Origin of the sequence: Pseudoalteromonas sp. PAB 2.2 (assembly GCF_001938575.1) — a bacterium.
In the GTDB taxonomy this organism is placed as follows: Bacteria; Pseudomonadota; Gammaproteobacteria; order Enterobacterales; family Alteromonadaceae; genus Pseudoalteromonas; species Pseudoalteromonas lipolytica.
In genome coordinates this window covers 43,750-69,014 of the sequence record NZ_LYPI01000012.1, presented here as the reverse complement: position 1 = coordinate 69,014, position 25,265 = coordinate 43,750, and the positions used below count along the sequence as shown (strand labels likewise).

General features: G+C 39.1%; 24 protein-coding genes and 1 pseudogene. 16 read left to right on the top strand and 9 right to left on the bottom strand.

Annotation, left to right across the window (positions count from 1 at the left end; translation table 11 throughout):
* Window positions 1-20: 20 nt before the first annotated feature.
* The 7 genes from BWD47_RS11655 to BWD47_RS20260 all read left to right on the top strand — a co-directional run bounded on the left by BWD47_RS11655 (window position 21) and on the right by BWD47_RS20260 (window position 8,080).
* A complete protein-coding gene (locus BWD47_RS11655; protein ID WP_075594024.1) occupies window positions 21-1,511 on the top strand; it encodes a site-specific integrase in 1,491 nt (496 codons plus the stop codon).
* The gene (locus BWD47_RS11650) at window positions 1,495-4,266 is read left to right on the top strand and encodes a hypothetical protein (RefSeq protein WP_075594023.1); all 2,772 of its coding nucleotides are present in this window, start codon (window positions 1,495-1,497) and stop codon (window positions 4,264-4,266) included. The genes BWD47_RS11655 and BWD47_RS11650 overlap by 17 nt, the downstream gene beginning before the upstream one ends.
* Window positions 4,263-6,347: a hypothetical protein gene (locus BWD47_RS11645; RefSeq protein ID WP_075594022.1), complete on the top strand. Its 2,085-nt coding sequence runs from the start codon at window positions 4,263-4,265 to the stop codon at window positions 6,345-6,347. Before BWD47_RS11650 ends, BWD47_RS11645 begins: the two co-directional genes overlap by 4 nt.
* A complete protein-coding gene (locus tag BWD47_RS11640; protein WP_075594021.1) occupies window positions 6,344-6,808 on the top strand; it encodes a hypothetical protein in 465 nt (154 codons plus the stop codon). Before BWD47_RS11645 ends, BWD47_RS11640 begins: the two co-directional genes overlap by 4 nt.
* A 238-nt stretch (window positions 6,809-7,046) precedes the next feature.
* Entirely contained in the window at window positions 7,047-7,424 is a 378-nt protein-coding gene (locus BWD47_RS11635; protein WP_075594020.1) for a MerR family transcriptional regulator, read from the top strand.
* A gap of 60 nt (window positions 7,425-7,484) precedes the next feature.
* Entirely contained in the window at window positions 7,485-7,874 is a 390-nt protein-coding gene (gene merC, locus BWD47_RS11630; protein WP_016708222.1) for an organomercurial transporter MerC, read from the top strand.
* The gene (locus BWD47_RS20260; RefSeq protein WP_062566147.1) at window positions 7,862-8,080 is read left to right on the top strand and encodes a GDCCVxC domain-containing (seleno)protein; all 219 of its coding nucleotides are present in this window, start codon (window positions 7,862-7,864) and stop codon (window positions 8,078-8,080) included. Before merC ends, BWD47_RS20260 begins: the two co-directional genes overlap by 13 nt.
* A gap of 1 nt (window position 8,081) precedes the next feature.
* On the opposite strand, the pseudogene BWD47_RS11620 reads toward BWD47_RS20260, so the two are convergent.
* From BWD47_RS11620 to cadR, 7 genes and pseudogenes are all read right to left on the bottom strand, one after another.
* Window positions 8,082-8,643: pseudogene (locus BWD47_RS11620) on the bottom strand (manganese efflux pump MntP family protein).
* 51 nt (window positions 8,644-8,694) lie between these two features.
* Complete coding sequence (gene qatD, locus BWD47_RS11615; RefSeq protein WP_016708224.1) at window positions 8,695-9,426, bottom strand: Qat anti-phage system TatD family nuclease QatD; 732 nt, start codon at window positions 9,424-9,426, stop codon at window positions 8,695-8,697.
* Window positions 9,423-10,751 (bottom strand): Qat anti-phage system QueC-like protein QatC, encoded by a 1,329-nt coding sequence (qatC, locus tag BWD47_RS11610; RefSeq protein ID WP_075594019.1) that lies wholly within the window; start codon window positions 10,749-10,751, stop codon window positions 9,423-9,425. The genes qatD and qatC overlap by 4 nt, the downstream gene beginning before the upstream one ends.
* Window positions 10,744-11,631 carry a hypothetical protein gene (locus BWD47_RS11605; protein WP_075594018.1) on the bottom strand — a complete coding sequence of 296 codons (888 nt, stop codon included), beginning with the start codon at window positions 11,629-11,631 and terminating at the stop codon, window positions 10,744-10,746. The genes qatC and BWD47_RS11605 overlap by 8 nt, the downstream gene beginning before the upstream one ends.
* Window position 11,632: 1 nt before the next feature.
* Complete coding sequence (locus BWD47_RS11600; RefSeq protein WP_075594017.1) at window positions 11,633-13,393, bottom strand: P-loop NTPase fold protein; 1,761 nt, start codon at window positions 13,391-13,393, stop codon at window positions 11,633-11,635.
* A gap of 11 nt (window positions 13,394-13,404) precedes the next feature.
* Window positions 13,405-13,980: a recombinase family protein gene (locus BWD47_RS11595; RefSeq protein WP_062566150.1), complete on the bottom strand. Its 576-nt coding sequence runs from the start codon at window positions 13,978-13,980 to the stop codon at window positions 13,405-13,407.
* 131 nt (window positions 13,981-14,111) lie between these two features.
* A complete protein-coding gene (gene cadR / locus BWD47_RS11590) occupies window positions 14,112-14,501 on the bottom strand; it encodes a Cd(II)/Pb(II)-responsive transcriptional regulator (RefSeq protein WP_016708229.1) in 390 nt (129 codons plus the stop codon).
* An 82-nt stretch (window positions 14,502-14,583) separates the two neighbouring features.
* Here cadR and BWD47_RS11585 point away from each other — a divergent pair, with 82 nt between their 5' ends.
* The 7 genes from BWD47_RS11585 (at window position 14,584) to BWD47_RS11555 (ending at window position 22,758) form a co-directional block, all read left to right on the top strand.
* Entirely contained in the window at window positions 14,584-15,237 is a 654-nt protein-coding gene (locus tag BWD47_RS11585) for a cation transporter (RefSeq protein ID WP_016708230.1), read from the top strand.
* A gap of 12 nt (window positions 15,238-15,249) precedes the next feature.
* Entirely contained in the window at window positions 15,250-15,978 is a 729-nt protein-coding gene (locus BWD47_RS11580; RefSeq protein ID WP_016708231.1) for a transglutaminase family protein, read from the top strand.
* A complete protein-coding gene (locus BWD47_RS11575; protein ID WP_016708232.1) occupies window positions 15,971-16,870 on the top strand; it encodes a cation diffusion facilitator family transporter in 900 nt (299 codons plus the stop codon). Before BWD47_RS11580 ends, BWD47_RS11575 begins: the two co-directional genes overlap by 8 nt.
* A 45-nt stretch (window positions 16,871-16,915) precedes the next feature.
* The gene (locus BWD47_RS11570; RefSeq protein WP_016708233.1) at window positions 16,916-17,278 is read left to right on the top strand and encodes a hypothetical protein; all 363 of its coding nucleotides are present in this window, start codon (window positions 16,916-16,918) and stop codon (window positions 17,276-17,278) included.
* A gap of 69 nt (window positions 17,279-17,347) precedes the next feature.
* Window positions 17,348-18,676, top strand: coding sequence for a TolC family protein (locus tag BWD47_RS11565; RefSeq protein ID WP_029216105.1), 1,329 nt, complete (start codon window positions 17,348-17,350; stop codon window positions 18,674-18,676).
* Between the two features lie 2 nt (window positions 18,677-18,678).
* A complete protein-coding gene (locus BWD47_RS11560) occupies window positions 18,679-19,593 on the top strand; it encodes an efflux RND transporter periplasmic adaptor subunit (protein ID WP_016708235.1) in 915 nt (304 codons plus the stop codon).
* A 54-nt stretch (window positions 19,594-19,647) separates the two neighbouring features.
* On the top strand, window positions 19,648-22,758 hold the full coding sequence (locus BWD47_RS11555; RefSeq protein ID WP_016708236.1) for an efflux RND transporter permease subunit: 3,111 nt from the start codon (window positions 19,648-19,650) through the stop codon (window positions 22,756-22,758).
* A 91-nt stretch (window positions 22,759-22,849) separates the two neighbouring features.
* Here the strand turns inward: BWD47_RS11555 and BWD47_RS11550 are convergent, their stop codons facing one another.
* Both BWD47_RS11550 and BWD47_RS20360 read right to left on the bottom strand, forming a co-directional pair.
* Window positions 22,850-22,990 carry a cupredoxin domain-containing protein gene (locus tag BWD47_RS11550; protein WP_229677580.1) on the bottom strand — a complete coding sequence of 47 codons (141 nt, stop codon included), beginning with the start codon at window positions 22,988-22,990 and terminating at the stop codon, window positions 22,850-22,852.
* Window positions 22,991-23,046: 56 nt separating this feature from the next.
* Window positions 23,047-23,166 carry a hypothetical protein gene (locus BWD47_RS20360; RefSeq protein WP_353683143.1) on the bottom strand — a complete coding sequence of 40 codons (120 nt, stop codon included), beginning with the start codon at window positions 23,164-23,166 and terminating at the stop codon, window positions 23,047-23,049.
* 698 nt (window positions 23,167-23,864) lie between these two features.
* On the opposite strand from BWD47_RS20360, the gene BWD47_RS11545 reads away from it, so the two are divergent.
* Both BWD47_RS11545 and BWD47_RS11540 read left to right on the top strand, forming a co-directional pair.
* Window positions 23,865-24,386: a DUF305 domain-containing protein gene (locus BWD47_RS11545; protein ID WP_016708237.1), complete on the top strand. Its 522-nt coding sequence runs from the start codon at window positions 23,865-23,867 to the stop codon at window positions 24,384-24,386.
* 1 nt (window position 24,387) lies between these two features.
* Window positions 24,388-25,119, top strand: coding sequence for a MauE/DoxX family redox-associated membrane protein (locus BWD47_RS11540; protein WP_016708238.1), 732 nt, complete (start codon window positions 24,388-24,390; stop codon window positions 25,117-25,119).
* The last annotated feature ends 146 nt before the right edge of the window (window positions 25,120-25,265 follow it).

The following is a 25,265-nucleotide window of genomic DNA, read 5'->3' as shown; positions in this document are numbered from 1 at the left end:
AGAATCAAAGGTGAACGAAAATGATACTTCGAAATACAACAAAAACTAAAATAATTAAAACATCAGTCAACTTTGGAAAAGGAATGTCTTTTCACCTCGATAAATCAGGGCAACCTATTAAGACTGAAAAAGGCATCAGAACTCACTCATATAGGCACGATAAAATAGAACCTAATTTTCCAGTGCTATATCACCCGACTCGCTTCACAGAATGCCAAGAAATGAACTTATTTTTAATGCACCGCTTTGAAGGTCATTTCAGTCTCAAAAAGAATCAAATAGACAATGAGGCTTTTAGTGACGCTTATCATGCCAGCCAACCGGGAAAGCCATTAGATGTTAAGTCTGTTCGCAGTATAGCTAAGCACTTAAAAGCTTTCTTAGATTGGTTGGATAAAGATGGTGCATCCTATTTTGAAGTAATAGCCGCGCCACTTTCGAAACAGTCTGTAGATGATGAGATTTCTAGGTTACCTGTGTGGAGATATCACGAGCATTTGTGTGAAAGAATCGAAACCAAAGATAAGTCTAAACGCATAAGCTTTAACAGTGCTCAAGAACGAATTAGAGCGGTTAAAGCATTCTATATATGGAGTCATAAACGCGGGGCTATAGATAGCCTCCCTTTTTCGCTCGAATATAAACAGGTACGTATTAAAACAAAAGCTAAATCAGGTGTCAGTTCGTTGTTTCAATTACCTACCAGCAACAATCGTTCTGGGGGCTTATGGAAATGGGTCAGTAATTTGAGCATTCCAAATACATTGAAACAAAAAGAAGACTCACCAGACAAAGGTCTACAACCATATTCTCCAAAAGAACTTAAACAGTTACTGGAGACGAATACAGCTCAAAAAGAGACTTATAAACTTTATTTGCAATGTGCTTTGCTAGGTGGACTTCGTTCTTTTGAGATTTCAGCCATCGACCAGAAAGACCTTTTTGATCCTGATGAAAAAGAAAACGAGAAACGTATTCCAAAATTGAACATTGTACGAAAAGGACATAAGCCAGTGAGATTAACAATAGCGCGAGTTCTAATGAAGCTTTTGTACAATCACACTTTGACAATTCAAAATATGAAGCGACGTACCAAACATGAGACTAATCATGGTATGGACAATAGTGAACATCCGCTTCCTTTGTTTATGAATAGTTCAGGATCGCGGATAAGCGAAGATACACCGGGGAATACTATTTCCATAGTTAGAAAAGAACAAAGGAAGCAGGGATTAGAAATACTATTACGCACATTCCATGACTTACGCGCTACCTTTGCTACTTATGTCGCTAAATACCTAATTGACAAAGGTGAATCGGAGAGTTCCATCAGACAGACACTAATGACCTTGATGAGTCACGAAAGTTTTAAAACAACCAAACGTTACATCGACTTTGCCAAAAGTGTAGCAGTGGATGCATACGGAGCAATGTCAGAGTGGGTGAAAGATATCTACGGTGATGTTGACGAATTACTGATGCGTGAGGCTGAAGATGCAGCAGCAAGTTAAAACGCGGAAGTCCAATCGTATTCCTGCTAGATTTAAACCTCATTCAATTGTTCTAGCCAAACAGTTAGACGTTTTATTTAACAGGGCATATGACAAAGAAAACAATATTAGCGCAGATGACGACACTGCTATTTCAATGAGTCGCTTGCGGAATGCTTGTGTCAGTTTACAACACACTCTTCCTCTAGCCCTTAATAAGGTTAGTACAGATACTGCGACATCAATTCAAACTTCGGGATTAAATGCTCTATCAGACTTTGAAATTTGGCAAGAACTGGAATACTTTTGCATTAATGAAATAAATGATGTCAAGCTACCTAGTTATGCTACTCGTATAGAAGAAGCCTTAGAAAACTTAGCTAAGTTTCATTTTTATGATAACGCTATCAACGCTCCTTTTAGGCTAGTAAATGGGGCTACTTCAATCGACATAACTAAATTATTCGAACTTGAATTCCATCAAGTAAAAGAGATTCGTAAATTACTAAATAAATATCTGGACTATCTCGTCCTTCCAGAATTAAGCCTCAAAGATTCTTCTATTAGGGACAATATCCTCAAAACTGCGACAGCTATTATAAATCTTTGTCTACATGATACTTTTAAGAATACTGAACGCGTCAAACTGCCATTATTGGCAACATTACAGGATAGGGAATTCGTTTCATCATTTATATGCAATCACAACTTCCGTACTTTTTTAAAATTTATACTACCCGATGTGTGGGGTAAAGCTAGAGTCAATCAATTTAAAACTGAAGCCGAAGTAATAGGGTATGCACAAAGCATATCATCCAAATTTGGCAATGAAGTTGATGCTTTTTTGAAAAATCAGATAGCAAGCGCTTCGGAAGCTAATACAACAAGAGTTAGATCCTCAACTTTATCATTTCCAAGGTGGTTGAATAGTGCTGGTAGCGTAGCATCACCAATAATTAAGCTGCTTAGTGAGCGTGGAATTCAAGGGTTTGCAGAAAATGGCCTTCAGGGATTTAAATACCTTTATAAGCATTACCAAGAAGAAACTCAAAATAACCAGCAGTTTTTACTGCTACTAAACGCTGCATTGGACCTTTACCACTTTGTTACGGGTGAAAAAATCGCAAAGGAAAGTTTATTACCCTACTCATTGGGCTATTACCTTAAAGAAAGTGACACTACCGAATGGCAGAAGCATGAGTGGGTATATGACAATGCCTATAAATTTTATCAAAACCTAGTCGAATACCATAAAGTTTTTACAAAGCGAATTGATGGCGAGAGCATAGGTATCGTCACTCTCAAAGGTTACATAGGTAGTATGGCTAGAGCATTGAAAGAAAATGCATCATCATTAACAGATGAACAAATGAAGCTTATTGCCAGTCATGGGGTTCATGCTTTTGTTGAAAATAACTGTGAGATACTAAAGGCTATAAGAGAGGCAATTCAACTAAAATCAAAACAAGGCGACTTGTCGGTTTTTGTTGGTAATCAATATCAGAGCGCTATCGACAAATTACTATCGTTTTATGGTCTAGATACTATTAAAAGCTTTCCGGTCAACACCGAATTAACTGCACAACATCAAGAGCAACTCTCTCAGAATCAAGATAAGCTCTACTCATATAGAGAAGTAGTAGAATTAGCATATTACATAGAAAAAGGGCTTTCTGAGACCTTACTCACAATTAAAGACAAAGTTACACTTTATGCAGCAAAAGTCATATTGAAAACTGGTTGGAATTCAACTCCTACGCTAGAGCTTGATACTGACGACTTATTTTTCTTTAACACGCCATTACATTCAAGTAAAACTCCTGCTCTTCGTTTATTTAAACGCCGAGCTAATTATCAAACACAATGGCATAAATTTGAAATTCAAGCCGAAGATCTAGAAAAAGAAGGCGTCTTATACGGCGACGTTGTCGAACCAGTAATATTTGATATTAAGGCTGCGACTAAACTTACGTCTATTTACCGCCCTTCTATTGAGAACCTATCAAAAAGAATTTTTGTTTTTCCCAAAGTAAATAGTATTGGAGAAGTAAAGATTCAATTATTAACAGCATCACGTTTCAAGACCACTATAGATAGGATATTGACTGAGCTTGGGTGTGATATCGTATTTAATTCGCAAAAGATCAGAAAATCAGGGCTTAACTACATTTACCGAAAAGTTGCCAAAGAATTTAAGTGGTATCAAAAAGCTGGCAAGCACTCTTATGAAACGTTCTTGCGTCATTATTTAATGCAAGATAACAAAGATGTTGCAATGACAATCAACAGAGCGACAAAAACAATGGCAGACTATTTTGTTCGCGATGTTACCGACAAAGTAATCATTTTGCAGACTCCACCAGAAGACGGTAAAAAAGTCCCGAATGGCACATGCATTAACTCAAAAGATAAATCCGCAGTAGTGGCATTCGAATCACAAAACAGGAAATTATTAGACCAGCGAGATACAAACGAGCATGCATGTGCCGACTTTAACGCATGCTTGTGGTGTCCGTTCTATCGCTGTGTTGCTGACGCATTGCATGTTTGGAAACTTTTGTCATACCGGGATTTTGTTGTTGCTGATATGGAAAACTCAGCCGCAACATTTGACTCTGTAACAGAGCAACTGGAAAACATAGAGCAGTTGAAAAATAGAGTTAACGAAATATTAACTGATATTGCCAAGCTTAATGCTCAAGCTGTGATTGATGGAAAAGAATTATTGAGAACAGAGGGTATTCATCCTCATTGGAAAAACACAGGCTTGCTATGACCAAAGAGATAACTAAAACAAAACTACTTGATATCGCTGTTGTAAAAACACATACAGGTCAAATCACTATAAAACCTTTGGTTCAGGTGTTAGAAGATTTTAAAGTTGATGATACTAGCGCTTTTAATTCGATTGCTTTGTGGGAAAACAGAGCATTGAATATTGCTAAACATGGCACTATTCACTTTGGCGATGACACTTGGATAAGCTATGAAGAAACGCAAAGAAATGTGAATTTTAAAGGTGTTGATGAATTAGCATATCAAATTCGAATTTATTCACTAATTAAACTCACACATGGTGATGTTGTAGGAGGTAAACCTCTAAAAATCTCTACACTTCAAAATGATGTAACGTATCTAAATTTAATTGCAGCCTTCTTAAGACAAAGAGGTTATCACTCATTTCATGAGTTGGAGTTCAAATCTGACTTAGTTGTTAGGAATCTCATAAAAGACTATTTATATGAAGTCGGGAAAATAGCTATTTACAGACAATCACACTCATTTACTAAACTATTTGACGTGCAGCGAAGCTTTCGTCTTTTTGGCCCTAAGGTGTGTAGTGTTTTTATTGATGTGCTTAACCAACTAAACGAGTTACACCATCCGAGACCAGTCACTTATTCGCACCCTGTCATTCCTACTAAAGTAATGAAAAAAATTCTGAAGTTTGCAGAAAAAATAGTTGAAAACTCTAAGGATAAGATAGAACGATGGCTAGAATTAAATGCACGCTTAATAGATAGTTTACATGAAGGCTCCGTTGAACCACCGCCCAAAATGAGTACAGGTGAGCTAATAGAAAAACATGTAAGAAACTTACCCAATGAAGAGGAATTCATTCAATTATCCGAAGAATTAGAAGATTTAAAATTAGCCACATACATTAATATCTTGGCCTATACAGGTATGAGATATAACGAAGTACTTACATGCAAGGTTGGCTGTGCCAATTACAAAGATGATATTTATTACATTACGGCAATTATGACCAAAACCGACAACAGTAAGGTTGAGATGGAATGGTTTTCAAACGCTGAAGTACATGAGTGTGTTGGTATTTACGAAAAATATGTGATCGGTATGCAAGAAAGGGCAAAAGCTGTACTTTCTTCATGCAGAGCCAATATAACAAGTAGTCAAGCACACAATTTGAAAGAAGGGTTAGAAAGAAACCGTCTTTTCGGGGTTTCACATAGTAACTGTAGTGTTAGTTTTAGCGATGCTGGGCGATTCACAAAATTTGAGGTTAAAAACAGTGAAAACATTGAGCTTTTTGACTTAACTCTAGACGATGATGATATAGCAGAGCTTGAACGCCTTGAATCTAACTACAAAGAAGTTAGAGGAGAGAATAGAGGTGTCCCATACGAAGAAGGCGATACGTTTAGATTAACCGCTCACATGTTTCGACATACGTTGGCCTACTTTGTCATTGCCAATAAATTAGGTGAGCTTGATGATATTAGATATCAATTTAAACATTTAACTAGCCTAATGACGTTTGTTTATACTCGAAGAGCATTTTTGGCCTCAACAACTTTAATTAAAACTACTGAAGAGTTTAATGAGATTTTAATTGACCGTGTTGCAGAAGAGTTAATAGATGAAGCCGAGTCACAATCACTTAAAGGTGGTGCTGGTGAGCAAATTAATAAAACATCTAAAGATCTGATAATAGGTATTACTGATAGTCAAAGTAAAGATTCGACTGTGATTAAGCAGATCCATTTCAGTTCAATTGAAGAACTGAAAAAATTTCTCGTCAAAAATATTAAAAACATACGTGGCTTGCCTACGGGGTACTGCACTGCGGGAGAAGCTTGCAAGATAAAAGGAGCAGGAATCCCTAGTGGCTGTGTGTATTGTGGTAGCAAAATCATTACCAAACGCCACAAGGTCAATTGGCAAGTGATAAAAAAAGATGCGACCCAGAAACTAGAGGCATATGCAGCATCAACCACAGAAGAGCAAGAAGATTACGAGCTATTTGCTATTCACTGGAAAAATAATATAGCAGCAGCTGACTATGTATTAGATGAAGGCAAAGCGCATACAAACCAAGGAGAACAAGCATGAGTAGCGCATACGATGATATCAAACGTGCATTTGATGAGATGAAATCTGATGGCAGCAAAATAACCAAAAATGCTGTTGCTAAACGAGCCAAAAGGAATACCTCAAACTTATCAAAAGTGGAGGAAAAGTGGGTAAATTTAAGAGGTGAGATTGAAGAAGCTGAATTAGCTTGGGAAGAAAAGAAGAAGGACGAACTAATTAAAGAGCTTAGAGCCAAGGTCGCAGAACTGAAAATAAAGTTAGCAAAAGAAAAGCAAAAAAACGAGATTGACCCTAAGGAAATCGATAAGGATTTTGAAAAGCTACTGGTGCGATTACAAGAAATGTACGCTGAAATAGATAAGCTCAAACTGATTAATGCTGATTTAAAAAATCAACTTCAGCACTCAGGGCAACATACAGAAATAAGAGTGGATACGTCTACTGGTGAAATTATTGAATTAGTTTCAACGAAACAATAGATTTGGTGTTAACAAGATTAGATGTAGTAGCTCATATCTCATCTTACAGTTTTGTTGATTAGGCTTAGACTTCACCTGACAGGCAGCAAGAGCGAACAAGAGACGGTCAGAGTGATCTGGATATGTGAACTTAATTCTACAAAGCGGACGCTTAGCGACCCCGTTCATGCAATAAAATTGAGTTTAGGCAATCCGCATTAATTGTATAATGATGTCTCTGCTTCTAAAGAGTATGTTTATGAGAACCATTGGAAAACTGGCAAAAGATTTAGATATCAATGTTGAAACGATCCGCTTTTATGAGCGCCAAGGTTTAATAGAGCAGCCTCCAAAACCCGAATCAGGTTATCGAAAGTATGACGAGACACACGCTAATCAACTCAAATTTATTCTGAAAGCTAAAGCATTAGGGTTTACGCTGAAAGAAATTGAATCACTGATGTCACAAAGTGGCAGTTGCGCTGATATAGAATCGATGGGATTGCAAAAACTTAATCTCATCCGTAATAAAATTGCTGATTTACAGCGGTTAGAGAAAGTAATTCAAGATATGACAGATTCTTGCAAGGCCAATCAAGACCCTCAATCCTGCCCGGTAATAAATTCACTTAAATAGCTATTGACCCCGTACTTATGTACGGAGTTTATACTACCTTAAAAATTGAGGTAGATAGTTATGATCAATAAAATTCTAGATAAAGTAGGTTCTGGTGGCGTTTGGCTAGCCGCCCTTAGTTGCACAGCATGTTTTCCTGCGCTCGGCTCATTGGCATCTGCTCTTGGGTTAGGTTTTCTTTCACATTTTGAAGGGATAGCGGTGAACACCTTATTGCCATTATTTGCTTCACTAGCGTTGTTAGTTAATTTCTATAATTGGTATCAACATCGAGAGTCATTAAGAGGCATTTTAAGTGTCATTGGCCCAATTGCAGTATTGCTGACCCTTTATCCTTTATGGCAATACGACTGGAGCACTTACTTATTTTACTTTGGGATCATTTGGATGGTCGTAATGTCTATTTTAGATATTGTTAAGCCCATTAAGGAACCAGTATGCAAGGTATAGAATTAAAATCTAAGATAACTTGCCCTGAATGTGGATTTAGCAAAGTTGAAACCATGCCTACAAACGCTTGCCAATGGTATTACGAATGCGAAAGCTGTAAAGCACTACTTAAACCGTTCAAAGGTGATTGTTGCGTTTACTGCTCTTATGGAACAGTTAAGTGTCCTCCTATTCAAGAAGGCAATGCATGTTGCTCAGGTAAGTAGCCTAGTATTCGGTGGTTCTGTGCCAACCAAGTAATATCTTAAATGCGATTGCGATTAACACTAAACCACCAAATAGTTCAGCTTTAGACTCCAGCCATACGCCACTTCTTTCGCCGATATTCACACCAATCTAGCTAAAGGCAAACGTCGTGACGCCTATTATCAAGCAAGCTACGGCTATGTCTACCTCAAGCAATGTGATTGCATAACCTGCCGCCATTGCATCAATACTGGCGGCAATAGCAAGAACAAATAGCACACGATGAGTAACATTAGCAATATCTTCTTCAATTCCTTCAGATTGGGACTCATAAATCATTTTTGCCACCGATAAATAATAGCAAAATAAAAGCTATCCAAGGTGCATAATCTTCAATCCAAGATGATCATCCTTTACCGCTGTAATAGCCTAAAAGAGGTATAAAGCCTTGGAAAAATCCAAAATAAGCAACGGCTTTAATAAAGAGTTTTTCAGCATTTGCTACTTTTTTAGAACCTAAGCCTATGGATACTGCAAACACGTCCATACTGAGTGCTATAGCTAATACAAATACTTCAAACAAATCGATTAAACCTGAATAAAATTGTTATAAGATTACGTGACGTATAATTAGTTACTTGACTGATGTTAAACACCTAAGGTTTGCTGACAGTTGCTCAATTATCGAAGCCTTATTTTTACACCAAATTTCAGCCAGATATTCAGTAACAGTGCCAACACTTGAAGGAAACAGAATATTCCCCGCCACTTTGGCGAAAGGGCCATCAGTTTCGAGTAAAATCCTATCTTGAGGTATCCACGATATTACTTTTTTAGCTCTGGCTGAAGTAAGCATGGCTGGCCCAATAGAAAAGAAACAGCCTAGCTCGACGGCTTCTAGAACTTGCTTCTTAGTACCTAAAAACCAATGAAGAATAGAAGTACCAGCATTGGGGTATAACTTAAGTTGTTCAAGTACTTCACCTGTCGCATTAAGACTATGGATAGTTAGTATTTTGTTATCAAAGTCTTCACATTTTTTCAAAATATGCGTGAAAACCTCTAATTGATCATCAAAGTAATCAGCATAACCTTTTGAGCCATCCAGCCCAATTTCTCCAATATATCTAGTTCTATCAACTAGCTTATCGAATAGAGGTAGTTCATTTTTCCTTAAATGAGCAAGTTGAGGGTGAAGCCCCAAAGCCGTTTTACAGTGTTTTATGCCACTTGTTAACTGAACAGTACCTTCAAAAGCTGAAGGCACCGTAGTTACTGATAGCACGTAATAATTACTGCTTTTTATGTCGTTCAATACCTCTTTATGATCTGGATATAAATCAACATGGCAATGAAGATCCATCATGATGATTTATCCGCTTGGAGAAATAATTCAACCTCTGCTAATCCTCGCTTAATAGTTGATTCTAGTTTTTCTCGTATATCTTTATCTTGTGGTATTGGTCCTGACTTTCGAAGCCAAGAACGATAATTGTCAGTCTGTTTCAACCGGATAATGGCAGTTTGAACCGCTTGGAGATCATCGCGAGTATCTTTTTCTTTAATAAGACCTCTCAACCGCTTTGTCTTGTATGGCGCATCTTGTGTAAAACCAGCATGAAAAACTGACGCTCTTCGAATAAGGCAAGGTACACAATGCCCACACTGTTTATGCTCTCTGTGCCAATGACTACAAGAAACACTCAGAGGAACTGCTTTTCTAATTGCGTCTTGATCAACACATTCCGCTAACATTTCACCTTTAGTTTTGAATTGATAGGAGTTTACAAATTTGACATGAAACCCAGTGTCTCTAAGCAAAGATTCAAGCCTGCTTAGAAAATTAGGATGAGTAGTTCTAGTACTATGGCTACCAATCCGTCTTCTGGTAAGCGGTGGATTTATAGAAATATAGCCATTCTCAGGGACGACAATAGTTTCAATACTGCTATCGCAATTAGCATTTCTTAAGGCTGATATACCAAGTACCGCCATAGCTAGGAAGTTGAAGCTTCTTCCCCTCATGCTAATGTCAGTTTTACCTTCTAACTGCTTGATAATATGAGGAGACATTGAATAGGACAATTCGCCGAATGGCGGGGACAATAAATGCTTAATATCTTCCTGTTTTGCGCCATCACCACGATAAGCGTGACTAACCAAAAGCGGTTTTAAGGCTGACTCTCCGTTTAAAATGTCAATTGCACCAACTGCGCTATCAAGACCTCCTGAAAAAAGGCAGACTGAGTTGAGTCCAATTAATGATTTTGCTTTCGCTTGCTCACTTGTTTTAGGAGTCGGCATCGGCATAGTTGTTTTTTCAAAAGTAAACTGCCATTGATCGCCCGTTAGAAAGTTGAGCAAAGAACTTAGTTCAGGCTCAACAGTATTCCACATATCCTCATCGGTAACAGGAACATGTAAATGCATTTTTCTAGCCCATGCATTTTCTGCATTATCCCTCAATTCAAATGTATCAGCGGCGGTAACAGCGGTTGCAATTGTTATCAGATCTATTGCATCAGCATCTACATTCAATCCCAAATCACGAACTGTTTGTAGTAGTTGTTTTGACACTAAGCTGTGCTTAGTGATGTCATTTTGATGCGTATGGAACATCTGGACAGGATGACAATCATTAGAAAAATCAGGCAAGTTAGCTGGGTCATGATTAAAATAAAAATTAGTCATCAAAGCTCTCCCACTCATCAACTGTCATGGCAATAGCATCGGCTTGAATTTTAGTAATATTTTCCTTACTGATAGTACTGGGGTTGCCATTAGTTACTTTGTCTAACTGTTCTTGTGTGATCACTTTTATTAATTCCCTTAATTCAACTTCCATTTGATGATGCTTGCTTGCTGGCTCTACATGAAACCAAGCTCTGCCCATGCCTTCAACCACATCCTGAAATATAAGATCTGTTAAATAACAACCTATGGCTTCTTGGATAACTTCGTCGGTAAAACTGTTAGGATCAAACTCTTCAGTATCGGGTAATGCTTCCTCTAGTGCGTAATCCAACGCAACTCTTACAGCATCCGAATCGGCATTATGAGGCGCTAAATGGCTAGCAATTTTGTCAATTGCTTGGTCAGTCGATAGCCCAGTTAGATCACCTAATGATAAGCTTTGATTATTAACCGTTACTGTGTCGCCACGCATGAAACCAAGCAATCCAGAACCAGCAGTTATGCCGCTTGCTAGTCTCCGGCTAGTACTCTTACCTCCACCAGAGCCTTTTCTAGAGTAACTTTTTAATGAACGCCTTAGATCCGAAGTTGATCCACCTGTTTGAGCGTACTTACCAAATGCTCTTCTTGCACTAGCAAACCTATTTGGAGGCGGTGTTGCTGTTGGTGAACCGCCGATTTCTTGTTGAACCTTGTCATTGTCAATATCGTTACTATTGTCATTCTGATCATCTGCTTGACCACTGTCAAAGCCTGTTTGATCATCCCCATCAGTACCTGATGCAGGTTCTATCGTGACGGGGTCTCCTTGCTCTGCCCACGATGGAATTAGCGGACTCTTGTTATTCGGTCCTGTTGACGATGCGGACGTACCCATTTTACTTAGTTCCCTCTAGTTCTTTTAAAATTGGATTAAGCCACCTTTGTCGGGGCAAGCTTTTTAAGAATGTAAGAAGACTTAAACAACATTTATCATCCTGCTTGGCAAGTAGCACTGCTCCATAAATGCCTGTAGGTCTTTCAGTCCAATCACCAATCAACTTAAAGTTTTCAATCAAACCATCCATGACTGACATGTATTCTTCCTTAGGAGTTGTGGTAATCGCAGTAGAGTTAACGCCACTGACCCTTACCTTTTGCTTCATTAAGTCTTCTACAAGTTTTTGAGCGGCTCCTGACATTACCGCATTAACAGCGCCCATTGGAATGCTTTCTCGACTCAGATACGCCGCTGGAGTCAAATCCATCTCAGTAAACATTGGAGGTAATTTTGACCATTTATCAATAAAAGCTAGGTCGAGTTTCCACTCTTCAGGTAACTTTATTTCATCAAATTCAACTTCTGAATTTTCGAGATCCGCTAAAACTTTTGGATATCCGTTTTCCTTATCAATTAATTCATAAAGCTTGTTAGTAGCCTGAGTGCCTAAGCACCTCTCAAAAATTACCAGCTTAGTGATAGTTTTCTCGTCAAGCTGCATTCCTCGACGGTGAGCCGTTTTCTTTCTCATCTTAACTTGATTGAGTAATCGCTTAACTATGCGAGGGTTACCGTTAATGTTTGTGGATTCAGCTAATAGTGGAGCTAACTGTTCAGCAACTACAAATTTGCTTCTGAGTCCTGAATGCTTTTCGATATCGTGATCCTGAAGAAGCTCATCAACGGTAATTTGTGGTTGTTTCCAAGAAAGCCTTAATGATTCTTCAAGGGCACATCTTATCGCTTCTAACTGAGCATCTGTCACTCCGTGGTCTTGAGCGGTGAGCATCATTAAATATGCCCTTATCTCAAGAACACCGGGCCTTGGTACATGCACAGGAATTTGAATAAGCTTGTCTAAATAATCAGTTTGATGTCGTTGAGATGCACCTTTGTGATATTCAGGTACTGCCAAACGGATCATGTCTTCATCGGCGGCAATGACAAATGCGGTATTTGGTAAAAATAGAAATAATCTGATCGCCTCAAGTGTTGAAATGGCATTAAATGGAGAGCAGCGATCTAAATTATCGACATAGACAATAAGTGGCTTATCAAACTCCTTTAACAGATCAGAATATGCTTTTCGGAATTCTTTAATTTCTTTAGGAGGTGAGAATGATTTCTTATCTTTGATCAAACCTTTGTTTTTCTTCGCAACATCCTTAGCGCCATCGACAGCACCTTTTACATCATCAACATCAAGTTCACCATCGTCACCACCACTGAATAGTCCCATGATCTTCTGTATACCACCCATAGTCGGTATACCAGCTAATGCTGCACCACCATCCATTAGCAGTCCCATCAGTCTGATCTTATCTATTCGTCCAGCAAACTCTATTGCTTTTGCACTTAGATTTTTATCGTCTGCTGCTTTTTTTACTAAAGTAGATGCAATTGTTTCTAATAGCGCTGCTTTAGCGTCATCGTATCCTTGGAAAGTCCATGCATCGAAATGCACTTGTATATATTCTTGTTCATCAGTTTCCAAAGATGCTTTGGTAAGTTCAAGAATCGTGGATTTTCCAGCGCCCCAATCACCAAAGACACCTATACTAATAGGCATTAATTCCTTTTCAGTGATAAGATCTTTAATCGACTCAGCCGTTTCATTAAAGTTTAAGAAGTCAATTTTTGACTCTTTATCAGACCACATAACATCTCCTTTTATTTATTATTTTTTTGTTCCATTCTTTCAATAGTTCGATGAACCGTCGGGCGGCTAACAGAATATTTCTTCGCTAATGCAGAGATCGATTCACCATTTAATTTATCTTTATATAATTCTTTCGCTTGTTTGTCTGATAAAGCAGGCAACCTACCCATATGTTTGCCTTTAGCCTTCGCTTCTTCGCGACCTTCTGCGGTTCTGGCTTTTATAAGATCCCGCTCAAGTTGAGCGAATACTCCACATAGGTTGATCATGGCGGTGGCAAACGGATTATCATTTTTAGTATTGAGAGAGCCGTCGATAATATTTAAACAAGCCCCCTTTTTGTGGATACTTTCAATAGCCTCAAGAATAGACTTTAATGATCGGCCTAGCCGATCAAGGCGAGTAACAATTACCTCATCACCCTCCCTGATAAAATCGATGAGTTCCTTTAGCTTTTCTTCATTTCTAATGGAAGCACCTGACTGTTTTCCTTGAAATATTTTTTCACAGCCATGAGCGTCCAACTTGGACAGTTGAATATTTAAATCTTGCTCTTTAGTTGAGACTCTTGCAAAACCAACTTTCATATGTACGAAACCTGTAACTTTCGTACATCTTAACAATCAAGTGAACGAAAGTACATTAAATAAATTTCGTACATGAACGTAATAAAATATAGTTATTCGTACACAACACGGATAGAAAATGAATGACAATTCTAACTATCAAGTGACTTAATTATTCCACACGCTTCAATGGTGTTTTCAGTTGTACACAAACTTGCCATTTGTTGAAGCTCAGCTTTTAGTGCTTTGAGTTCTCTCATTCGATTGTTAACTAAGGCCAATTGTTGAGCAATGAGCTTATTAACACTTGCACAGCTTTCTTCTGGCTTATTTTTCAGTTCCATAAGGCGTTTAACATCTGTTAGAGGGATATCCAAACTTCGGCAATGCTTTATAAACTCTAATTCTTTTAAAGCCCGTTCACCGTATAACCTGTAATTCCCTTCAGTACGTTCAGGAGTTGAAAGCAACCCTTCTTTCTCGTAATACCGAATTGTTTGTATCGAACACCCTGTCGTTTTTGAAAGTTCACCTATCTTCATAAAACTTTAGTCCTAAATCTTGACTCTATAGTCACTATAGACTTTATAGTTAAGTTATCAAGCAAATAACTAAGGCCGTGCAATGAGTGGTTGTGGTTGCGAAGTCGAACTAAAAGATGCGAAACAAAAACATGTGCTGTATTGGTTGCTAGGTATTAATGCGGTTATGTTCTGCGTTGAGATTACTGTGGGCCTATATGCAAACTCAACGGCTTTGATAGCAGATTCAATGGATATGCTGGCTGACGCAATTGTCTATGGTATTGCTCTATATGCCGTGAGCCGATCTTTAAAGCATAAAGCCAATGCAGCCCTTATCAGCGGTTACTTTCAGCTGACACTCGGAATACTGGTAATCTTTGACATAGTAAGAAGACTCGGAGAAGGTGAGCCTCACTCTTGGTTCATGATCGGCTTTGGTTTTGTAGCATTAATAGCAAACGTCATTTGTTTAGTTTTAATCAGAATGCAAAGCAATGGTGAAGTCCATATGCGTGCAAGCTGGATATTTTCAGCCAACGATGTGATCGCAAACTTGGGGGTCATTGCTGCTGGTGTTTTAGTGATGCTACTTGATTCTCGCTGGCCTGACATTGTGATTGGTAGTGTGATTGCAACCCTAATTTTAAGAGGGGCTTACCTGATTATTACTGATGCGAAGAAAGAGCTGAGCAACGCAGAGTTAACAAGCGAAAACAATAGCTGTAGTGGAAGTAAATCAAAATCATGTTCTTAAAGGAGATGGATAATGAGTGCTAATTATTTAGAGAAAACACAAATATTAGACTTAGATGATCACAGCATCCAATCTCTAATAGCAGATCGGAATTGGAATACAATGGATGAATACAACACAATAGGAGCTGCTTACACCTTTGTTAAAGATGAGATTCAGTTTGGTTACAACCGCAGCGATGATATATCTGCGAGTGAAGTTTTAGCGGATGGCTATGGACAGTGCAATACCAAGGGAAACTTGTTAATGGCTCTATTCCGAGCGCTTGGTATTCAGTGCCGATTTCATGGTTTCACGATTGACCAACAGCTTCAGAAAGGCGCTATTCCTTCTTATGTATTTTGGCTTGCCCCAAAATCCATTATCCATAGCTGGGTAGAAGTGCTCTATGAAGGTAAGTGGATCAATTTAGAAGGCTTCATTCTCGACGAAGCTTACCTAAGTTCAATTCAATCCAAATTCAGTCAAGCTAAAGATAATTTTTGTGGTTATGGAATAGCTACTACCTGCATAAGTAACCCAGAGACGAACTGGGTTGGTAAAGATACTTATATTCAAAAAGAAGGCATACACGACGACTTTGGCTTTTATGACTCACCCGATGAATTCTATGCTGAGCAGGGAACCAATCTAACGGGTATTAAACGTTGGGCGTACCAAAACTTTATCCGTCATATCATTAATTGGAATGTACAAAGGCTTAGAAGAAAAAATGTAACCGCCGAGGCTCAACATGCATAACCACTCTCACGGTCATGATCACCCTCACAATGATGAGGACGCTTCGAGACGCATTGGCTGGGCTTTTTTTCTAAACCTCACGTTTACCATCATCGAATTTATCGGAGGTTGGTTAACCAATAGTACGGCAATCATGGCAGATGCTATCCATGATTTAGGAGATAGCATCTCCATAGGCACCGCATGGGGATTAAATAAGCTCAGTAACAAGCCTGCCTCTAGCCAGTTTTCATATGGTTACAAGCGCTTTTCATTGCTTGGCGCATTGATTAACGGTTTGGTATTAACTGTTGGTTCTGTTTTTATACTAATTGAGGCCATACCAAGATTAGCTAACCCCGAAATGCCTCAAGTCGAAGGAATGCTTTTATTAGCTATTTTTGGCATGGTGGTAAACGGTTACGCTGCCTATAAGCTAAGTCATGGAAAGACCTTAAATGAACGAGTTTTAAACTGGCACTTGCTTGAAGACGTTTTAGGTTGGATAGCTATATTTATTGTATCAATCGTATTGATGTTTGTTGAATGGCCCATACTCGATCCTATTTTATCAATTGGGTTTACCCTTTTTATTTTATTTAATGTTGTAAGAACACTGAAAACGACACTTATGCTCTTCTTGCAAGCGACACCAGATATTGATCTTATTGAAAATATTAAATCGAAAATAGTTTCTAAAGCCATTGTGGGTGAAGTACATCACTTACACATCTGGTCACTTGATGGTGAACACAACGTTTTAACCGCCCATATTGTTTTAAACACTGAAATATCTAACGAAGAGCTGAAATCGTACAAGCTAGAGTTGCGACAGGAGCTTAAAGAGTTTGATTTTGCTCATACAACAATTGAAATAGAGTTCATAGACGAGCAATGTCGTGACGCAAGCTAAACGATAGTGTTAACATTGGCATAACTAAGAGATAGTTGAAACGAAATGAATATTAAACAATTCCCTGCATACATCATGATAGTGCTGATATTACTTCAGTCATTTTCTGCTGTGGCAAAAGTTGCTGATGTTCATATTGTTGATTCCGAGCATATAAAAACCGAGCATGTTCATGCTTTAGATGACCACATTTCTTCTGAAAAATTAATACAATCATCAGCAGATAATGACCAACACAACCCCGCTGATTGTCATCATTGCGGACACTGCAATGGCTCGCATGTACAGTTTGCTACGCATGTTTACATCAGTAGAGACATTGATTTCAAATCAAGTCAGGTATTTGATTATTTAAAAGTAGTCATTGAAGCTCCCCCTTCCAGATTACTTCGACCTCCCAAAAGTTAGTCCTTTTATTTAATTGGCGCGTTAGGCGGTGAAGCCAACGCTCGTTTCATAAAATAAACAGGACAAAATATGAATATGTCTTATTTTAAGGCCCCCGTACTTGCTTGGAAGAAAGTAAAACGGTTGCTTCTGTTGTCGTTTTTAGTGACAACTAATAATGTATTTGCAAATGACTTAACTGTTGATTCAGTTTCATTGTCAGAGGCAATACAACGAACACTTGCAAACAACCCACAGCTAACAGCTTTTAAATACAAACAAAAGCGTTTAGACGGCGAGTTAGCTACCGCAGGGTTAAAACCTGAATATAACGTCAGCGCTGAATTGGAAAACTTTGCAGGTACAGGTGATGTATCTGGATTCAGCGACGCTGAACTTACCTTATCAATATCTTCCGTGGTGGAATTGGGAGATAAGGTAAATAGCAGAAAGCTTTATGTTAATGCCCAACAGCAAGCAATAGCTGTTGAAAAAAGAATACAAACACTCGATATTTTGGGTGAAGTAGCAGCTCGCTATATCGATGTTTTGACGTTACAGCAAATCATGCTCGTCAATGAAAATGCAGAAAAGCTAGCACGAGAAACCTATCAAACTGTCTCCAAAAAAGTTCGTGTTGGTTCGGCACCGTCATCAGAGCAAAAACGAGCTGATGCAGCTTTAGCAACAGCTCGACTAAAGACGCTAACCATTTCCAAGCAGTTAGAGGCCAGTGTTCGTAAGTTAGCTATTATGTGGGGAGAACAATCACCGCAATTCTCTCGTGTATCAGGCGATTTATTTGCACTTCCCAAAACAATATCACTCGAATACATCATGGCTCAACTTTCTCAAAGTCCTCATATATTAGCTTATGCAGAGCAATCGAGAATTCAGCAAGCTCAATTACAATCAATCAACGCACAAAGCCACGCTAATATAACGTGGAGCGCAGGTGTGAAAAGACTTGAAGGTAGCAATGAGACTGCGTTGGTTGCAGGAATTAGCGTCCCTCTGTTTACGAGTGATAGAAATAGAGGCAGCTATCAATCTCAAAAAGCAAAACTCGATGAAGTTGAGCAGCAACGGAAAGCCAGTGAGCGAGCAATTTACAGCCAATTAGCGACATTTTATGCGGCTCAGGAAGAGGCTCGCCTTACGGTTGAAACCTTACAAACCAGTATTATTCCGCCTCAAGAAAGTGCTTTGTCATTAGTGCAAAAAGCCTATTCGGACGGGCGCTTTAGTTATTTAGAGCTAGTTTCAGTTCAAAAAGAGCTTATTGAGATGCAATATGCGCTTATTTTTGCCGCAAGTGAGGTTCACAAACAAAGCGCCTCCATTGAGTCCTTATCAGGCATTCCATTAATTTCTTCCGGCAATACAGAAAGCCAACTTTCAAGCTTTATTGAGAATTAATCATGAAAAAGAAAAATATATTAAATTCACCAATCAGCCTTTTCAAATTAATGCTTGTTGCTGTAATTGGTTTCACCTCCATCACGACCTCAGCCAGTGAAGAACACAAAGATGAAATAGTCTCTATGTCTGTTGAGATGGCTAAACAAAACAGCATTGAAACAGTAGCAGCAACTAGCGGTGTTATTCATAACGAAGAAGTTGTATATGGAAAAATCGTTGCCGATCCTGCCTCACTTGCGCACGTTAACGCTAGATTCGATGGTGTTATTAAGGAAGTAAAAGTCAATCTCGGCGAAGAGGTCAAAAAAGGTGAAACGTTGGTAGTGATTGAATCCAATGAGAGCTTAAATCAATATTCGATAAAAGCACCAATGTCTGGGCGTATAGTCGCTAGGCAAGCCAATATTGGCGAGCTTACAAATGGTGAAAACTTGCTGACAATAGCCAATTTTGACGTGGTTTGGGCACAACTATCAGTGTTTCCTACTCAGCTAAGTAAGGTTAACGCTAACCAGCAGGTGCTAATTCATAGCACTGAATTTAATCAAAGTGCGCAAATTAGCTATTTAACACCATCACTAAACGACAAGCCATACTCATTGGCATTTGTAAAATTGGATAACAAAACCAACAAGTGGCCGCTTGGCACTGTAATTAAAGGTGCGGTTACGACCAGTCAACACTCTGCTCCAGTTGTTGTGCCAAAAGGAGCCATTCAAGAGTTTGAAGGCAAAGATGTTGTTTTTATTAAAGAAGGCAATGAATACCACCCTAGCGCCGTAAAAACTGGCGCTTCAGACGCTATCAATATTGCTATCATCGACGGTTTGAACGTCGGCGAAAGTGTGGTTGTAAAGAACAGTTATCTGCTAGTTGCTGATCTAAAAAAATCGGAGGCTGGACATGAACACTAATCTCCGACCTTTTTGTCCTCTACATATTGGCTTCAGTATTATCGAGGTGAAAATATGATCGCTTGGATACTAGAATTATCTATCCGTAGACGTGGTACTATGTTGCTTATGGCCTTGTTTATCATCGCTTTAGGAATATGGAACTATCAGAAGCTACCTATTGACGCTGTGCCAGATATAACCAATGTACAGGTACAAATAAACACGCAGGCTCAAGGTTATTCACCTTTGGAAACAGAGCAACGGATTACGTTTATCGTCGAAACGGGCTTGGCGGGTTTACCTAAGCTGGATTATACCCGTTCACTTTCTCGATATGGCCTGTCGCAAGTGACTGTTGTGTTTGAAGAAGGCACAGATTTGTATTTTGCCAGAAACCTAATCAATGAGCGACTTAGCGCAATTAAGGAGCAACTACCGTTTGGCATTGAACCAGAAATGGGACCAATTGCTACGGGCCTCGGTGAAATATACATGTACAGTATAACTGCCGACGAAAGTGCAAAGCAGAATAATGGCTTACCCTATGATGCGATGGCGTTAAGGGAGATCCATGACTGGGTAGTGAAACCACAACTTGCATTGGTTAAAGGGATTACGGAAATCAATGCAATTGGTGGCTATAAAAAGCAATACCATATCAATCCCGATCCGTTAAGGATGTTGCACTTCGGTATTACCAGTGAAGCACTATCAAATGCAATAATGCGAAATAATGCAAATCAAGGGGCTGGATTCATCGAAAGAAGCGGACAGCAAATTCTTGTTCGTTCACAAGCTCAGTTGCAATCTATTCAAGACATCCAAAACGTCATTATAAAAAGCGACGACGGCACACTTGTAAAAGTTAAAGATGTCGCCGAAGTTGCGATAGGAAAAGAGCTAAGGACAGGAGCTGCATCACTGGAAGGCAAGGAAAGTGTGATTGGCACCGCAATGATGCTGGTAGGAGAAAATTCACGCTCGGTGGCATTGGCTGTTGGTGACAAGCTTAGTGAAATCCAAAACAGTTTACCTCAAGGCGTGTCCATAGTTCCCTTATATGACAGGACAACTCTGGTTGATAAAGCAATTAGCACCGTACAGAAAAATCTTATTGAAGGTGCATTACTGGTTATCTTCGTATTGTTCCTATTACTGGGTAACATACGCGCCGCTTTGATTACCGCCGCAGTAATTCCTTTGGCAATGTTGGCAACAATCACGGGCATGGTTCAAAGCAAAGTCTCTGCGAATTTAATGAGTCTGGGAGCCTTAGATTTTGGATTGATTGTCGATGGCGCGGTAATAATCGTTGAGAACTGCATTAGGCGGTTAGCAGAAAGCCAAAAACGAAATAGTTCTGTCATTTCCCTGAAAGAACGCCTAGACATTGTTTATTCTGCTACCAATGAGGTTATACGACCTAGTGTTTTTGGCGTATTGATCATAACGATTGTCTATTTACCTTTGTTTACCTTATCGGGTGTCGAGGGCAAAATGTTTCATCCGATGGCCGCAACGGTGATAATCGCTCTATTGTCTGCAATGGTATTTACCTTCACGCTAGTCCCCGCTGCGGTTGCTTTATTCTTGAAAGGCAAAATCAGCGAAAAAGAAAGTCCAGTAATTGTCGGCGCTAAGTCAGTTTATAGTCCTGTTTTGAAGTGGGCTTTAAAACTACGTTGGCTAGTTGTTTGCGGCGCTGCTTTACTTGTGACATTTAGCATATTACTTGGTAGTAAATTAGGATCTGAATTTGTTCCTCAACTTAATGAAGGTGACATTGCACTGCACGCGATGCGTATTCCGGGCACGGGTATTGACCAAGCTGTAGAAATGCAGAAGGTACTTGAACAACAAATTATGAAATATGATGAAGTTGTTACGGTGTTTTCAAAAACGGGCACAGCAGAAGTTGCGACAGACGCGATGCCGCCAAATGTGACTGATACTTTTCTGATATTAAAGCCGAGAGAGCAATGGCCCGACCCTAATTTAACGAAAGAGGATTTTGTTGAAAGGCTGGAAAAAGATCTCAGCTCTATTCCCGGCAATAATTATGAGTTTACTCAACCAATTCAGATGCGATTTAACGAATTAATTAGCGGAGTAAGAGCTGATTTAGGGATTAAGCTCTACGGTGATGATCTATCCCAACTTGTCATTTCTGCACAAGAAGTTTTGGCTACACTCAATACAATTTCAGGTGTTGCTGATGCGCGGCTCGAACAAGTTGATGACGTGCCTATCTTTACCGTTAACCCCAAGCCTGAAGCATTAGCGCTATACGGGTTGGATGCAAGCGACTTACAGTCTTGGTTAAAAACAGTCGTGTCAGGTGAAGGCGCAGGGTTAATATTCGAAGGTGATCGTCGATTTGAAATTGTAGTTAGATATCCTGAGCTGTTGAGAGCCAACCTTGATCAGCTAGGTAATTTGCCAATCGCGACAGAAAGTGGTGAGTTTGTACCTGTAAGCGAAGTTGCAGAGTTAAATTATACGACAGTTCCAAGTCAAATAAGCCGAGAAAATGGTAAGCGACGAATTGTAATTACAGCAAATGTTAGAAACCGAGATCTAGGCTCATTCGTACAAGAGGCACAGCAAAAAATTCAACAAAATGTTGAATTGCCTGCTGGTTATTGGCTTGAGTACGGCGGAACATTTGAGCAACTTGAGAGTGCAACGCAAAGATTATCCATCGTAGTACCTGCCACATTGTTTGTAATTTTGACACTGCTTGTCATAGCATTTAGTTCAATAAAAGATGCCCTGATCATATTTAGTGGTGTGCCTTTAGCACTTACAGGCGGCGTATTGGCTTTGTGGTTAAGAGACATGCCTCTTTCAATTTCTGCTGCTGTTGGATTTATCGCTCTTTCAGGGATAGCTGTATTAAATGGACTGGTGATGCTGTCATTCATTAAACAGCGATTACTTGAAACAGGAGAGCTAATAAACTCAATTATCGAAGGTGCAACTATCAGGCTTCGCCCTGTATTAATGACCGCTTTGGTTGCTAGCTTAGGTTTCATTCCTATGGCATTAAACGTCGGAACTGGGGCTGAAGTTCAGAGGCCATTAGCAACGGTGGTAATTGGAGGGATTATTTCCTCTACTTTACTTACTTTAGTTGTTTTGCCTGTTCTATATAGAATTGTTTACAGTAAATACAAATCTTAACTTTAATTTAGAGGCTTCTCGTAATGTTTTCGAGAAGCCTTTTGTTAAGTTACTTTTGCTCGTTCAGGTGTGTAAAAAGACCTATTTAAAACTAAATTACTTTTAAGACGCCGCGATACATTTGTATCTGACAATGAAACTCATGCTCTCCCTGTGACAAGTTTAATAAGGTAATTTGAGTAATTTCATTTAACTTAAGCTGTTCGCTTATATCCAATGAAGGAATAAGCATTATTTCAGCGCAGGGGGATTGCTCTTTATGACCGTTATGAACGCACGTCATTATTGCTAATTGCGCAGATTATGAATGAAACTGGTAAACGGATTATCATTTTTTGTACTGACAGAACCATTAATAATCTTTGAACAATCGCCCCGTTTGTGAGTACTTTCAATGTCCTCAAGAATAGACTTTAATGATCGGCCTAGCCGATCAAGGCGAGTAACTATTACCTCATCACCCTACCTGATGAAATCGATTAGCTTCTTTAACTTTTTTCATTTCTAACCGAAGTACCAGACACATTGCCTTATAATATTTTTTTACAACCATAATAGCCCAACTGAACAGTTGAGCATTCAAATCTTGTTCTCTAGTAGATACTCTTGCAAAACCACTTTCATGTGTAGGAAACTTTTAGCTTTCGAACATGAACGAGATAAAAGATCAATATTCGTTCATTTAAAAAGTGAAATAAATGACAACTCTAACTATCAAGATTAATTCTTCCACATGCTTTAACTGTGTCTTCACTTGTACACGAGCTTACATTTGTTGAAGCTCAGCTTGTAGTACTTTGAGTTCCCACATTAGATTGTTAACTAAAGCCAATTCCGCCTGTGTCTATCACAAGTTCAAAACTCAAACTCTAAATATAAGCTGATTTGATCTCCTTCAAAGAAGATTTTTTGCCCATAAACTCTTACACCGAAATGTGTAGATTAGTACTGATTCACAATAATTGCGCTGAAATTGAGTCAATCGTATTACAAATACTCTTATTGATACTGGCTCATTACTTGCAATTTTTCGAGAACATGACCACATGTAGAGAATAATAGGCTAACAGTGGGAAATATTTACACTATCAATGTAAGGATTACTTATGAAATACTCAAGATTTGCTGCAATGATCATCACCTCAACCATTGCTATGTTTGTCATGATGTATCTCAACACTTACGCAGTATCACATATATGGTTTAGTGAAACGCGTATCTATATGTCGTTGTATATGGGAGCAGGTATGGCAATGATCATGCTGGCCTTTATGCTTGGCATGTACAGTAACAAGAAGCTCAACATGGCTATTTTTCTATTGGCGACAATACTGTTCGCCATATGTCTTTATCTTGTTCGCTCTCAAAGCACAATTTCTGACACTGCCTACATGAAAGCGATGATTCCTCATCACTCCATTGCTATTCTTACTAGTGAGCATTCAACTTTGGAGGATGTACGCGTGCGTGAATTGGCAAATGGTATTATTAAAGCCCAACGAAAAGAAATAAAAGAAATGGAATGGCTGATTAAGGATATTTCTGAAAATGGAAAGGTCAGCTCACAAGCTCAGGCTGAGCAACGACCGCTCCCAAAGTTTGAAGGCACACTGAACAAAGGAGGCTAAGATGACTAAGACAGCTACCCTGTACAGAATGGTCACTGACGAACATATCTGCCCCTATGGTTTAAGGTCGAAAGATTTGCTGGAGAGGCAAGGGTATGATGTAGAAGATCATAAGCTCACGTCAAGACAACAAGCTGATGACTTCAAAGATAAGCATGATGTCAAAACTACGCCACAAACCTTTATTGAAGGAAAGCGTGTCGGAGGATACGATGACTTAAGAGAGTATTTTGGTAAAGATGAAGCAGGTCAAACTGGCACAACCTACACGCCAGTTGTAGCCATTTTCTCGATAGCTGCACTTCTTGCTGTCGCATCTCAACATTTTGCTTCCGGCTCATTTATCTCCATCAGAACACTGATGCTATTTATAGCTTTTTCAATGACGCTCTTAGCGGTGCAAAAACTGAAAGACCTATACAGTTTCACAAATTCGTTTATTACTTATGATTTACTAGCGATGAGATGGATAAGATATGGTTATATTTATCCCTTCATTGAAGCATATGCAGGTATTGGTATGGTTGCCCAACTACAGCCTCTCGCAGTGGCACCATTTTCATTGTTTATCGGCACAGTTGGAGCAATTTCAGTTTTCAAAGCCGTTTACATTGACAAACGCCAGTTAAAGTGTGCCTGTGTAGGCGGCGATAGCAGTGTGCCACTTGGATTTGTATCGCTATCTGAAAACTTATTTATGATCGCGGGAGCATTGATTATGCTGCTGATGTAAAGGTATAGCTCTATTCGGCGGCCCCTTAACTGTTAAGATTAGACCTAGGATGCCAGCCCACACCTTTCTAATCCATATGTAACATTTTTTTCTGTCGTACTGGCATCAAGATAACCAGAACTGAGCAAACAATCTCAAAGGTTGTA